Origin of the sequence: Streptomyces mutomycini (assembly GCF_001700505.1) — a bacterium.
Lineage (GTDB): Bacteria > Actinomycetota > Actinomycetes > Streptomycetales > Streptomycetaceae > Streptomyces > Streptomyces mutomycini.
In genome coordinates, this window is record NZ_MAPV01000037.1 from 109,962 (window position 1) to 122,788 (window position 12,827).

At 66.1% G+C, this 12,827-nt stretch carries 12 protein-coding genes and 3 pseudogenes; 7 read left to right on the forward strand and 8 right to left on the reverse strand.

Features of this window, described 5'->3' with window-relative positions:
* Nucleotides 1–21 precede the first annotated feature (21 nt).
* The 3 genes and pseudogenes from BFF76_RS06110 to BFF76_RS34540 form a co-directional block, all read left to right on the forward strand.
* Nucleotides 22–437, forward strand: a pseudogene (locus BFF76_RS06110) (tyrosine-type recombinase/integrase); the annotation flags it as partial.
* Nucleotides 438–792: 355 nt separating this feature from the next.
* Nucleotides 793–3,192, forward strand: coding sequence for a PA14 domain-containing protein (locus BFF76_RS06115; RefSeq protein WP_031090684.1), 2,400 nt, complete (start codon nt 793–795; stop codon nt 3,190–3,192).
* Nucleotides 3,193–3,234: 42 nt separating this feature from the next.
* Nucleotides 3,235–3,402 carry a hypothetical protein gene (locus BFF76_RS34540; RefSeq protein ID WP_199918763.1) on the forward strand — a complete coding sequence of 56 codons (168 nt, stop codon included), beginning with the start codon at nt 3,235–3,237 and terminating at the stop codon, nt 3,400–3,402.
* Between the two features lie 523 nt (nt 3,403–3,925).
* Here BFF76_RS34540 and BFF76_RS06120 read toward each other — a convergent pair.
* The 6 genes from BFF76_RS06120 to BFF76_RS06145 all read right to left on the reverse strand — a co-directional run bounded on the left by BFF76_RS06120 (nt 3,926) and on the right by BFF76_RS06145 (nt 7,456).
* Complete coding sequence (locus BFF76_RS06120; RefSeq protein WP_031090692.1) at nt 3,926–4,588, reverse strand: nucleotidyl transferase AbiEii/AbiGii toxin family protein; 663 nt, start codon at nt 4,586–4,588, stop codon at nt 3,926–3,928.
* Nucleotides 4,585–4,932 carry a hypothetical protein gene (locus BFF76_RS06125; RefSeq protein WP_031090694.1) on the reverse strand — a complete coding sequence of 116 codons (348 nt, stop codon included), beginning with the start codon at nt 4,930–4,932 and terminating at the stop codon, nt 4,585–4,587. The genes BFF76_RS06120 and BFF76_RS06125 overlap by 4 nt, the downstream gene beginning before the upstream one ends.
* Nucleotides 4,933–5,242: 310 nt before the next feature.
* On the reverse strand, nt 5,243–5,644 hold the full coding sequence (locus BFF76_RS06130) for a DNA-binding protein (RefSeq protein ID WP_065847514.1): 402 nt from the start codon (nt 5,642–5,644) through the stop codon (nt 5,243–5,245).
* Nucleotides 5,641–5,889, reverse strand: coding sequence for a type II toxin-antitoxin system CcdA family antitoxin (locus BFF76_RS06135; protein WP_056793293.1), 249 nt, complete (start codon nt 5,887–5,889; stop codon nt 5,641–5,643). The genes BFF76_RS06130 and BFF76_RS06135 overlap by 4 nt, the downstream gene beginning before the upstream one ends.
* Before the next feature lie 581 nt (nt 5,890–6,470).
* Complete coding sequence (locus tag BFF76_RS31015; RefSeq protein WP_079122323.1) at nt 6,471–7,226, reverse strand: sigma-70 family RNA polymerase sigma factor; 756 nt, start codon at nt 7,224–7,226, stop codon at nt 6,471–6,473.
* Nucleotides 7,217–7,456, reverse strand: a complete 240-nt coding sequence (locus BFF76_RS06145) for a hypothetical protein (protein ID WP_065847516.1) — start codon at nt 7,454–7,456, stop codon at nt 7,217–7,219. The genes BFF76_RS31015 and BFF76_RS06145 overlap by 10 nt, the downstream gene beginning before the upstream one ends.
* A gap of 662 nt (nt 7,457–8,118) precedes the next feature.
* On the opposite strand from BFF76_RS06145, the gene BFF76_RS06150 reads away from it, so the two are divergent.
* Nucleotides 8,119–8,394, forward strand: coding sequence for a hypothetical protein (locus BFF76_RS06150; RefSeq protein ID WP_030595208.1), 276 nt, complete (start codon nt 8,119–8,121; stop codon nt 8,392–8,394).
* Between the two features lie 77 nt (nt 8,395–8,471).
* Nucleotides 8,472–9,167: a hypothetical protein gene (locus tag BFF76_RS06155; protein ID WP_244167233.1), complete on the forward strand. Its 696-nt coding sequence runs from the start codon at nt 8,472–8,474 to the stop codon at nt 9,165–9,167.
* Nucleotides 9,168–9,424: 257 nt separating this feature from the next.
* Here the strand turns inward: BFF76_RS06155 and BFF76_RS33565 are convergent.
* Nucleotides 9,425–9,553 (reverse strand): annotated as a pseudogene (locus BFF76_RS33565) (DNA-binding protein); the annotation flags it as partial.
* Between the two features lie 245 nt (nt 9,554–9,798).
* Here BFF76_RS33565 and BFF76_RS06160 point away from each other — a divergent pair.
* Both BFF76_RS06160 and BFF76_RS06165 read left to right on the forward strand, forming a co-directional pair.
* Complete coding sequence (locus BFF76_RS06160) at nt 9,799–12,063, forward strand: hypothetical protein (protein WP_065847517.1); 2,265 nt, start codon at nt 9,799–9,801, stop codon at nt 12,061–12,063.
* A gap of 82 nt (nt 12,064–12,145) precedes the next feature.
* Nucleotides 12,146–12,730 (forward strand): hypothetical protein, encoded by a 585-nt coding sequence (locus BFF76_RS06165; protein ID WP_208604817.1) that lies wholly within the window; start codon nt 12,146–12,148, stop codon nt 12,728–12,730.
* On the opposite strand, the pseudogene BFF76_RS33290 reads toward BFF76_RS06165, so the two are convergent.
* A pseudogene (locus BFF76_RS33290) lies at nt 12,700–12,827 on the reverse strand (IS5/IS1182 family transposase); the annotation flags it as partial. The gene BFF76_RS06165 and the pseudogene BFF76_RS33290 sit on opposite strands and share 31 nt — an antisense overlap.

The following is a 12,827-nucleotide window of genomic DNA, read 5'->3' on the forward strand; positions in this document are numbered from 1 at the left end:
GCCGGCCACGGACAAGAGAGCACGAGACCGGAGTCCGGTAAGCGCGTGGCCGTGCTGCCGAAGTTCCTGCGGAATGACTTCCAGTGCCGAGAAGGGGCGGACGGCCTGCTGTTCGTCGGGGGGAGTGGCAAGCCGTTCCGCCGGTCCACCTCCGGGCGGAAGTGGCGCGCGGCTCGCTCGAAGGTGGGCCTTCCCGACGGCTTCCGCTTCTACGATCTTCGTCACACCGGTCACACCCTGGCCACCCGGTCCGGGGCCACCCTCAAGGACACGATGGTCCGCGCCGGCCAGTCGTCGGAGAAGGCAGCGTTGATCTATCAGCACTCGGACTTGAGCGACAGCAGGAGGTCGCGAGCGGGCTGGACGACCTCGTGCGGTCCGCCCGTAAGAAGGCCGATCAGGGGCCTTCTGGTGCGGATCTGGTGCGCGACCCCTGAACTGGTATAGACAACAAAGAAGCCCCCGGCCGCTGGCCTGGGGCTTTCATGGAGCGGGTGACGAGAATCGAACTCGCGCTCTGAGCTTGGGAATCAACGGTTCTTGGGCCGCTGAAGGGGCCCTGACCTGAATTTTCCCGTCAGGCGGGGTGTATGGCTACGGTCTCTGGGAACCACACCTGACCGCTGTTGTCCGCTCTGCTGGGCACGGATGGGGCACGGGAGTCGCTACGGAGACCGTGCCCCAGCGGCTGAGCTGTCACGGCTGAGGCTCGTACAACCAACCGGCCCTCTTATCTGTCTTGTTCGGCGACGTCTGACCGACATCGGCCGCCGAACAGGACTGAAGGACTTGATGAACCCAGCCAGACGCACGACCGCCACCGCCTTGGCTCTGGCCACGGCAGGCGGAGTGCTCTACGCCACCGCCGTACCTGCTTCCGCGGCGGTGAACTGTACTTCCCCCGTCTTCACACGGCAGTTCTTCGCGAACACGACGTTCTCGGGCGCGCCGAAGAAGACGGACTGCGATTCCAAGATCGACCAGAACTGGGGCAGCGGAGCCCCTGTCTCCGGCGTGCCGTCCAACAACTTCGGCGTGCGTTGGTCGGTGACACGCGACTTCGGCTCCGGTGGCCCCTTCACGTTCACGGCCTCCGCCCTGGACGGAATGCGCGTCTATGTCGATGGCGTCCGCAAGATCGACGTATGGAAGAACGTCTCCGCCACCGTCAAGAAGACGGTCAATGTGACGATCCCCGCGGGCAAGCACACGATCCGCTTCGACTTCGTCAACTGGACAGGTTCCGCGAACGTCAGGTTCGCCTATACGCCACGCACCTCCGCCGCCTACGACAAGGTCAAGCCCCTCATTCCGACTGGCACGGCCGTCTCGTACAACTCCGCCACCGGCGCCGCCAAGCTCACCTGGACCAGGAGCAAGGAGATGGACCTGGCGAACTACCGGGTCTACCGGCGGCTGAAGGGCGCGACGTACGGCAAGCAGCTCGCGACGACCACCGCCACGTCGTACACCGACAGCGCGCTGCCCAAGACCGGAGCGGCCTACTACTACGAGGTGCGGGCCGTCGACAAGGCGGGCAATGTATCTGGCGGCAGCTCCGACAAGCTCGTCACCACCGTCGACAGGACGCCGCCCGCCGCGCCCTTCGTCGAATGGGATGCCTGCCCGGCCGACCAGCCCTACGCGGCACCGGAGCTGGTCACCACCGCACAGAATGCCGCCGACATCGCCCGGTACGAGATGCAGCGGCTCGACGCCACCACGAAGAGCTGGAGCACCATCTACTCCGGCACCAAGGGTGCTATCTGCGACACCGGTTACCGGGCCGACGGCAGCAAGGTCACCTACCGGGGGCGGGCCCGGGACGCCGCCGGGAACTGGTCGGCGTACTCGACCGCCACGACGTTCACCACCCCCGACCTGACCCCGCCCGCCGCCGTCACAGGGCTCCGCGCCGAGTACCGGTCGGGCATTCCGCATCTGGTGTGGTCGCCCGTCGCCGGGGCCGCCTCCTACCAGGTCCTCCAGTACGACCCGGCGACCGGCGACTACACCGACGCTCTTCCCGACGGGAGCCCCACCACCCGGACCGACGTCGTGCCGCGCCAGTCGGCCGCCGTCGCCGACAGCTACCGGTACGCGGTGCGCTCGCTGGACGCCAGGGGCAACCCTGCCGCGCCGGTGGAGATCACTCTGAAGATGGCCGACCGGCCGGAGGCGATCCCCGCGTTCAAGACCACTGCCGACAGGTTCGACGAGGGCGTGATGGTCGAGTGGAGCAGCGTCGACCCGTGGACCGTCGACGAGCAGCCCCTTCCCACGTACAAGATCATCCGGACCGACACCGCGACCGGCGAGACCGACGTCGTGGACCAGTGCAAGCCGAACAGCTCAGTGGACCAGCCGCTGGATGACCCGGACACGTACTGGACCTGGGCGGACGACGATGCTCCTCTGTCCGCCCGCAAACAGGTCAACGGCAGCTGCTGGGACGTCCAGGGCAAGTCGGAGACGACGTACGAGTACCGAGTCGTGACGATCGACCGGTACGGACATGTGTCGCAGGCCGGCCCGCCCGCCACGGAGACCACCCCGGACACGCAGCGTCCGGCCCCGGTCCAGGACCTGACCGCGGAGCGCGTCCCGCTCGGCGTCCGGCTGACCTGGACGCCGCCCGCCGACACCGATGTCTCCGGCTACCGCGCGTGGCAGGGCGTCACCGACCCGGACAGCGGTGAGACGGTCTGGAAGAACAACTGCTGGACCGGCAGCTCCCTGACCAGGACCGAAATCCTCTGCCCGACAGTGCCGGACGGCGCCACCCACGTCTACAAGGTGGCCGCGATGGACGATCACCGCGACGATCCACTCGACGTCCTCCACCCCGCCGAGGTCTCGGTCACCCTGCCCGACACCCAGCCGCCAGGCTGGACGGAGACCGAGGTCCGTGAGGGCCAGTACCCGGATCTGTACGTCGGCTGCTCCGAAAGCTCCGGACTCGGGGACTGTTCCCGGTTCGCGAGCTACCGCGTGGAGCGCTGGGACCCTGCCACTGCCGCCTACGTGGCCCTGGCGGAGGGCGCGATGGGTGACGCCGCGTTCTACATGGACACCACGGTGCACGAGGACCGGCTCGGCCTGTACTACTACCGCGTCGTACGGCTCGACGCCTCGGGCGTCGAGGCCGTGACCCGATCGACGGCGTACGGCATCTGGGACTCCTGGCTCTGACCGGACATGGGAGGGGACCGAAGGGTTCTTCGGTCCCCTCCCATGCTGGGCGACGAGCGGTTCGACCGGCCGCAGGACTTCGACCTGGGCGTGTACTGGGTCTCCTACCTCGATGACTTCCAGGCCCGCTGCTATATCGGCACAGCCACCGTCCGCCTTCTCCCCGGGAACGCCGGCGCTTGCTCGGCAACGTTGCCCTTGCGGTGGTGAGGGCCTTCGGCTCCACCGCGACCGCCGGCGGTGACGACGGACGGGTCGAGGCGGTCATCCCGGTCGAGGGCACCGAGCACGCCTGCTGCGAGTTGCTGAGGCTCGGGGGGATGCCGAGGTCGTTGCACGGGCCGAACTCCCCCAGGTCGTGGCCGCCACCGCAGCGATACTCGCCCGAGCCTACGAGAACAAGGGCCCAGGTGGTGCGCAGGTGGTGCACGACGCCGGGGAAGTCTGGGCAACGACGAACCCCCAGGTCCATGACCTGGGGGTTCGTGAAAGAGCGGGTGACGAGAATCGAACTCGCGCCCCGAGCTTGGGAATCAGCGGTTCTTGGGTTGGTAAAGGTGCTATGAACTGGGGTTTCGCAGAGGACAAGTGGATGGCCTCCGGTCTCTGAGAGCCGTATCCGACCGCTGGTGTCCGCTCTTCTGGGCACAAATGGGGCACGGCCGGTGTGGGCTGAGTGGCCTGGCGTGCCTCGTGCTGAGCGCGTCCGGCCTCCATGCAGTTATCAGCCTTCCTACGGAGTCTCCAGCTCCTGGAGCCGTTCGCCGATGTCGGTGGCCCATGCCTGTGCCCACTGGCGCAGCCCGGTGATCGCTTGTTCGTCGAGTCCGTAGGCAGAAAATTCCGTGTCGTCGATCCAGTCGGCTCCAATCAGTCGCGCTTGGAGCTCGCTCAGGTCGAAGGAGTCGCGGACGTGGCGCCGACCGAGCTCTTCGAGTTCGACATGGCTCCAGCGTTCCGCAGCGGCCTGCACGTCGATCAGGTCTCTGGCGAGTCCGCGGTCGAAGAGTGCGCGGACTTTGGTACCGACGACATCTTCGAGGGACAGCACCAATCCGTGCTCGGTGTGTACGGGCGGTCGCCAGAGCGCTTCCTTGAGGATGTCGACCTCGCACTTTTCGTGACTGACGGGATCGGTGACGATCAGGCGTGCGGAGAGCGGGTCTGTTTCCAGAGCGCTGACCTGCCACCCGTGTTGTTCCAGGCCGGCGCGCACGGCAGCAGCAATGTCCTCCATGCGATCGGGGTTCTCGGTCGCTACGTCGAGGTCCTGGCTGAGCCGGTCGACCAGGCCGTGTGCCTGAACGGCGTAGCCGCCGGTAAGCGCCAGAGGGTAGGCACCGCCCACGGCGAGTACATCAGCCAGCAGGCGGCGGTGCAGGTCGGTGAGGTTCACGCAGCAGCCTGGGCGCTGTGAGCCAGCTCGTCGAAGGAGTGTTCCCAGACTTCGCGGACATCACGGCTGATCAGTGTGCGCAGTGTGGGCCACAAGCTGACGAGGAGGCCGCGATTGAGGTACCGGACCAGGTCGTCGTGCTGGCCCTCGGCCAACACGATGCGGTAATAGCTCATCCGCAGCCGTGGCTGGTCGAGGTCGAACGTGGTCAGCCCCGACCATGCCAGGTGAAGTGGCAGGCGCACCGTGCCGTGCTTGGGGCCGACGAGCTCGGAGAGCGCTGCGGGCGTTCGCTGGGCGAACTTGGCACGGCGGAGATCAGAAAGACTGGGCTGTGATGCCATACGTCGATTATCCAGGGAGAGGCCACCGAAGCCGACCGGACGCATCCAAGGTGACCCAAACGAAGAAGCCCCTGGCCGTCGGCCAGGGGCTTTCATGTGGAGCGGGTGACGAGAATCGAACTCGCGCTCTGAGCTTGGGAATCAACGGTTCTTACGCTGTTGGAGGCGCTCTGGCCTGCGATTTCGGATCGGGCAGGTGGATGGCTCCCGGTCTCTGGGAGCCGTATCTGACCGCTGTTGTCCGTTCTGCTGGGCACGGATGGGGCACGAGAGCTGGCAGTGCGACGCGTGCTCCGGGCGGGCGGACTGGTCACAGGGGGATGATGCGGACTTGGTTGCCGCAGAGCTTGGTCATGTCATCACTGTCGGACGTCAGCAGGGCGACGGGTTTCGGCTGGCGGAGCGCGACCTCGGCGACCGTGGCGTCGATGGCGTACTTGTGCCCGTGCAGTCCGGCGCCTTTGAGTAGCTCCGCTGCCGCTTTCGCCGCGTGCTCGGTGACGGGCTCCACCTTGATGCGGGACAGGGCCCAGTTCAGGCGGGGCATGTTGGTGCGGGAGTGGGCTACTTCCACGATGGTGTTCGCCCCGATCACCAGGTCGGCTCCCATGTCGTGGAAGACCTGAAGCATCGCGAGAAGCTTGCGGTCCTGTGCGATCCAGGCGGAGAGCCCCTCCGAGTCCAGGACGACGGTTTCGACGCGCTCGCTCACGCGGCGTCCGCGCCCGTGGAGGAGCCGGTGGCGCCAAAGATCTTCGAGTGGGCCTCGGCGAGCTCCTCGTCGCTGAAGCCTCCGTGCTCTTCTTCATGTCGGCGAAGGTCGTCGCCCAGGAGCTGGTGGCGGATCTGGCGGGCCACGGCTTCCGCGACGTAGCCGGAGACGTTGTCCGTGAGCTTGCGGAGCTCCGCCACCTGGTCGCTGGGGAGCGTGACGGTGATGCGAGTCGTTGAGGACATATGGCAAGCATACTTGAGTATGCATGCGAGGGCTTGTGGCTTCCCCCGACGCTCCACAGTCAAGGTCGCATGATGCAATCGGTGCGGCTTCTGTCGCTCCAGCCATGCGTAGCGGAGTGAGAGCCCGCAGCAATGCTCCGGCACCTGCGGCCCGGTGCTCGACCGGGCATGGGAGTTCTGGGTGGGTCTGGCGGGGCGCCGACCCACCCAGGCAGGTGTGAAGTGCGGTTCGCACGCATCGTGATTCGGTAATCAGGACTCTTCGAAGCGCCCAGGCTCCCAGGGCATCGATCCGTATTGATGGAGATCTCTCTATCTTTTATGCGAGACAGAGTTTGGCTGTTTCTTTGATCTGATGCGTAGTGGCTGAATTGAGAGATCGCAAAGATGCTGCGGTCGTATTCTCGGTTTCTGCGTACTGGTCTCGTGGGGTCGGTGCGCTTGAGGATATTTTGGCAAGAACTTTGTTGAGCTGCTTGTCTGCGTCGATCTCATTCGATAGAGATTGCCGAAGATCGGCAATTCCTGCCCGCATGAACTCGTCCATGGTGAATGTGTACTCGGAAGCGCTTGATGGCATCTTAATGTATCCCCTTTTGCTGGAGTACCTTAGCCAGGTTGGCGCGAGCCCGGTGTAGGTTCTGGCGCACGTTGACGGCTGGCATGCCCATCGCGTCGGCGGTTTCGCTCGGGGTGCACCCGTCGTATTCGAATGCCATGACTGCTTGCTGAAGAGGAGGAAGCTGCTTCAGAACCTGGACGACCTGAGACTGGCCGATTATCTCATCTACTTGTTCATGGCTGACGCCTTCGGGGAACTCGGACACCAGATCGTCGAACTTGTTTTTGGTCAGAACTTTTGTCCACATGCGAAAGGATACTTTGCGTAGCCACGATCGTGGGTGTTCGACTGAGCGCCAGACTCTAGCTAGCTCAATAAATGCCATTTGCACGGCATCCTCGGCGTCGGCGAGGCGTGCACCGGCGGTGACCAGGAAGGAGATCAGGCGGTGTAGCAATTCCCTGAAAAGCTGCTCGAATTCATCCTCGAAGCTCTGTGTCGTGATCTCGTACTCGGTTCTTGCAGTTTGCAAGAGCCGGCGCCATGAAGAGACGGTGGGGCGTCGGAGCAAGAGAGCTCTGCGCTCTTGCTCGGTCATGCCACCCCACACCCCGAACTCCACCCGGTTGTCCAGGGCGTCAGCTAGGCACTCCGTGCGAACCTGGCATCCGGTGCATACCTCTTTTGCGCGCAACTGCGCCGTGCCCTGGACGAACAGCTCATCGGGGTCGGTGGTTCGGCAGGCCGCCAAGGAGGACCAGTCCACTACCCACACTGTGCGTCCCTTCGGTCTGCCTTCTCCATGGGGAAGCCAACTTCGATCGTGATGCTCTCAGTGCCGTCATTGATGCGACTGCCAGGCGGCAGGGAACGAGCGATGTCTCGCCTCACGGTGTTGCGATGCTGCTCGATCTCGACGCGCCCGCGCTCTCGCAGCCAGACCCGGACGAGCGCTAGGAAGTTTCCGACGATGATGACGATGGCGGTGATCTCGATCTCTGACAAGGCCCACTCTCCGGTTCGCGTGCTCAGTTGAGGGTTAGTGGCTCGCAGCAACCTCGGGCGTGACCTCTTCGCAGAAACTTTCTTCTCGGCGTGGGAGGTCCATCCTCCAGGCCCTGCTCGCCAAGTGGGTGTGGCAGATGGAGAGGAGAGCCCAAGAGGTGTCCCTTGGCGATCGATCGCAGACTGGCACGGGTGTGGCATGCGACACCTGAACTGGCCCAGACAACAAACAAGGCCCTGGTCTCTGACCAGGGCCTTCAGCATGGAGCGGGTGACGAGAATCGAACTCGCGCTCTGAGCTTGGGAATCAACGGTTCTTGATCGGCTGTAGTGGCTCTGGCCTGCATGTTTGGCTGGAGCGGTCGAGGGTGGTGTGGTCTCTGGGTGCCGTGCTTGACCGCTGTTGTCCGCTCTGAAGGGCACGGATGGGGCACGAGGGCGATCGATGCCGCCGTGCCGTGGGTGGGGAAGTTTCACCGCGCTGGATCAGGCGCTCGCCATCGTGCGATTTCACCCCTGGCGATCTGCCCCAAGGTGATCCGGTCGGCGGTCATCGATCCGGCTCCGTAGTACCGCGGTCGACGGGCTGCGTCTCATTGCGGTCACCAGCAAGGAACCTGATCGTGAGGTACTAAGGTACCGTGGATGCGGAGGTGGGATTTATGACCACGGCTTCGAAGCCACCCCGGCAGTCGCCGCTCAAGGTGGATCCGGCGACGGATAAGTTGATCAGCCAGGGCGCGCATTTCCTGGGCCTGACGAAGAAGGATCTGGTCGCGGAGGCGGTACGGGTTTACCTGGACCAGCGGCGTGAGGATCTGCGTGAGGGCATGGTGGAGGCGCTCAGCGTCCTGGACGGCTCCCTGAAGTCGGACGTCATGCTCCTGACCGGTCTGACATCGGAGGAGATCGACGCGGTCGGCGGGATCGACGAATGACCGGTCCCGCTGCGATGCGGCCCGCCAGGCCCACCTTGCGATGCCTGCGCGATGACCTCGGACTCCCCCTGCCGGCGGTGACCGACCCCTTGGACGAGATCGAGCACCCGATCCTGGCGAAGACCGCTGAGCAGTTCGCGGCGGACGATGCCAAGCATGAGCGCATCCGCGCTGTCGATGACCAGGTGTTGTTCAAGGTGAAGGTCCAGCGTTGGCGCGGGGCGGTCTGGGTGGACGCCGACCTTCCGTGGCTGGTGGCGGCCGGCCGCCGCGAGGACGGCTCCACCGACGACTTCTATGCCGCTCTCGAGGCCGACGGCAAGACTGCCCGAACCCGCTACAACGCCGGCAACGCCGACGCGCTCAAGTCCGCCACGTACACCGCTCACTTGCTCCCCGCTCGCGAGGACCACGTCCGCTATCGCGCCGAAGCTGGAGTCCGTTTCGTCCGGCGGCTCCGGACCACGGTTCTGACTCTGAGCCGTGCCACCCTCCGGGACGGTCAGGAGCACACGGTGGACTTCGACACCTTCACCGTCGGCCTTCAGGTCCGCGCCGACGACGGCCACGAGACTTACCTCGCGGTGCGGATCACGGGTTCGGTCCCGCCGAACCTCACGACATTGATTCTGCGCAACGTTCCCGGCTGCGAGGCCGACGGCTGGTACCCCGAATACGCCCTGCCGGAGCGGGACCTGCTCCCCGCGGAACAGGCCTGGTCCAACCTGATGGACCCTCGTGAGGCCGCCCGAGTCCTCGACACGGAGCCGTAGCAGCCGGAACAAGAGAAAGGCCCCGGTCATTGACCAGGGCCTCCATCGAAGAGCGGGTGACGAGAATCGAACTCGCGCTCTGAGCTTGGGAATCAACGGTTCTTGAACGACCAAAGCGGCTCTGACCTGCGTGTTTGACCGGGTCAGGCGAGGTTGGTGTGGTCTCTGGGCGCCGTGCTTGACCGCTGTTGTCCGCTCTGCTGGGCACGGATGGGGCACGCACCCCGGTATGGGAGTGTTCCGGGTGGGCTGGCAGGTCAGGGGTGGACGATCCGGACCTGGTCGCCGCAGAGCTCGGTCATGTCGTCGCTGTCGGACGTCAGGAGGGCGTCCGGTTTAGGCTGGCGCAGCGACCTTGGCCCCGTGGCGCCGATGGCATGCGTGTGCCTTGGGTTTCTGGGCACGATCTGGCGATTGGATCGCCCCCTGCCATGACGACCTGATCAACTGTGACGGAGTCTCCTTGGGCGGCCAAGAGGCGCATAGCGCGAGTCTCGGCTCTTCCCTTTCCTCCGGTGAGGCGTGAGCATGAGGGCATATGCGAGGAACACCGGTGACCGGAGCTTCGTCGGAGGGGACTTCGGACGGGGTTTGGCGGCCCTATGTAGACCCTCCGCTGATCACTCCCTGGATGATCAGGCCGGGAGCCGGTGAGCCGGCGGACGAAGCGCGGCTGCGTCGTTATCTCCTTGCTCTCGTCGAGCGGCGAGCCGCCCCCGTCCACGTCGCGGTCGCCTTCAACGCCGTGTACTTCGGCTTCGACACGGACGCTGCCGGATACGCCGGGGGGCCGCTGGACATCGGTGACTTTCCCTCGGTCGCCTTCGGCGACGAGATGGAGGCGTTGCCGGTCGGCGCGATGATCAACGTACGGACCGGCGGCGATCTGTTGCCTGCGGAGATCGTCTATAAGGAGGGCGCCCACGAGGCACTCGGCGTCGAGGGCGATATACCGGGCTGGCTGTCGGGCGCTCCCGCTGGCGCACAGGGTCCGGGCCAGTTCGACGGGACGAAGGCCACCTCGCTGCGCGAGCGACTGGTCTTCGACGCCGACGCGTTCGGGCCCGGGCTGGCTGCTTCCGGTGCGCGCCTGCACAGGCTGAGCCACCGCGGCACCATCGACGCGCACGGGTCCCTGGTCGTCAACAGTCTGTACGAACGGTCCGGTGACGGCCTGCCCGAGAGCGACCTCGACGACACGTCGTATTACCTGCGCTACCTCATGACGCGCGGCAAGGACCAGTTGGACAGCTCCCTCGCCCCCATGCCACTGCCCTTGATGCTGCCTCCCGGTGCCACTTCGCAGGACAAGGAGGCCGGACTGCGGAACCTTGTGAACGTGGTCCGGCGCGCTCTCGCGTCGCTGCCCGGGATTCGCCTGTGGGGGGAGTACGCCTTCACCCGCGCCTCGATGGCGGACCGCCTCGCAGACGGAGGGCCGCTGGGACGTGACGCCCTGGAGACACTCGCTCGGTCCGTGGTGCGCGGCGCCGCGCCGATCGTCAGCCGCAGGGCAGCCGTGCGGAGGCTGCCGGTCTACACCGCTCTCGGGCCCGCACTGTGCTCCCTGCCCGAGGCCACGAGGCTGATGCGGGGCACGAGGTACCCCTCGGCCCTCCTCCACGCCAACGTTGTACTGATGGACTACGTACGGCGTGAAGCCGATGAGAAGACGGGCCTGCTGCCCACCGGCGTACGGGTCGCCCTCGACGACCGCTGGCAGGGCGGCGGAGTTTGGCGGGCCGAGCACGTGGGGGACGAATCGGCGTTGGACGTGCTTTGGGGTGCCTCGGAGGAGCCGGCCGGGCGGGGCTGGGCGGAATGCCGGGAGCGCCAGGCTCCGGGGGCGCCCGTGGTGGAGCCGGAGCCCGCAGCCCCGTACCCCGTGATGCCGTGGCCGGACGAGCCCGATCTCGGGGAACCTGTTCTGGTTCACGAGGGGCCGGGCCGGCTGGAGTGGCAGCAGCCCCTGCGCGCCCGACAACTGGAGGGCGGATACCTGCCAATGCCTCTGGCCGTGACGACCGGGCAGGGCACCGCGCAACCGCCGGATCGCGCACTACTCGACGGGCCGGTCCTGCGGCCGAGTCCGGACATCATCTTCCGGCTGGAGCACGACGGACATCCGCCGTCCGTACAGCGCGTCCGGATGGACGATGAGGGACGGCTCGTCGGATTGCAGTGGCCGTCCACCTGCTTCCCCGGCATCCTGCTCGACCTCGCCTGGCAGCGCGGCAGCCGGACCGTGCAAGCGAGGACGACCGCGTTGCTCCGGCCGAGGACCGTCGACGGGGAGTCGATCGAGCATCGGTACGACCAGCGGGTGCGCACGAGGGACGGTGCGTGGCAGCGGCCACCGGATGACACATCCCTCGGCCGAACCCTGTGGCTAGTCATGACGGCGGTACGGAGGTTCGGCCTGCTGGATGTCGTAGGCCGGGCCATGCTGGCCCGCGAACTGCTGGCCTCCGCCCTGCCTCTGGTCATGACCGATGCCCCGGAGGACCCCACGGCCGAGCTGGTGGGCGCGGCGGTGGTCGAACTGCTCGCCGCCGGAGCACTGACCCGCCTGCAAGGCAGCCGGGGCGACGATGGACGGCCGCACCACCCGACACGACTCGGCGAACGCATCGTCGAGCTGCTCTGCTACACACCGCAGGTAGTGGAAGACCGGCCCAGGGGCCACGGAGAGACGGAGGGCGGCACGTCGCCGGTCCGTGCGAAGGCCGTGCACCATGTGCCGGGATTTTTGCGCTACATAGGCCATTTGGGGTACGAAGCGAGCCCGGAACAGCGACGCTTGTTCCGACAGGACTTTCTGAAGTTCGGCCTCGTCGGCAGCCCTGAGCTGCCCCCCGGCTACACCTACGTACGGCCGCATCAACGGGGCTGCTGAACGGCCGCTCCCAGCAATTCAGTTCGCAGGAGTTCGTGTGACATCACCCCGTCGTGGAATGCACTTGTGCGGAGAGTCGGACATGCCGTTCTCCGTGGTGGAGGGGGCGTCGGATACGCCGGCTGTCACCGACGCCTTGGAAGCACTGGCGCAAGCACTCCGTGCCATGCCGTCGCCGGTCGGCGCGGCCGTCGAACAGCTGCATCAGGCCGACGTCGAACATGCGTTGAACTCCACACCGATGCAGTGGCGACGCCATATTCTCGGCGCGCTGCGGATTCCGATAGCGGGCACCCGCGTGAGCCCGGCCCTGTGCCGTGATGTGCTCACGCGGATGAGGCGGGATCCTTCCTCTGTCAAGTCGCGGCACGCCGCCGGTCACTTGACCCAGCCGATCCTGAATGATCTGCTGCTGGCCGCCGATTCGGCGGAACCACTCACCCGGCGCTGGAGCCCGGGCCTGCTTCGGCTGACCGGGTGGGCGCATCTGCAGGTCAGTGCGGAGGACGGGGCGCTGTGGCTCTGGGCTCTTGACCAGACCTGGATGACAGACGGTTTGCCGGCCAAGTCGATTGCGGCGGTGCGTGAGGCCGCCCGACGGGTAGCGGAACTCGCCCTGGTGCCTAAGACCGTGTCCTATGTGGTGAGACGGGCGAGTCGTTTGTAGCAGCAGAGGGCAGCGGCGAGGCCGAGAAAGGCCAGGTAGTTGCGGGGGTGGCGTTCGTAGCGGTGGTTGAGTCTGCGGTAGCCGGTCAGCCAGGACA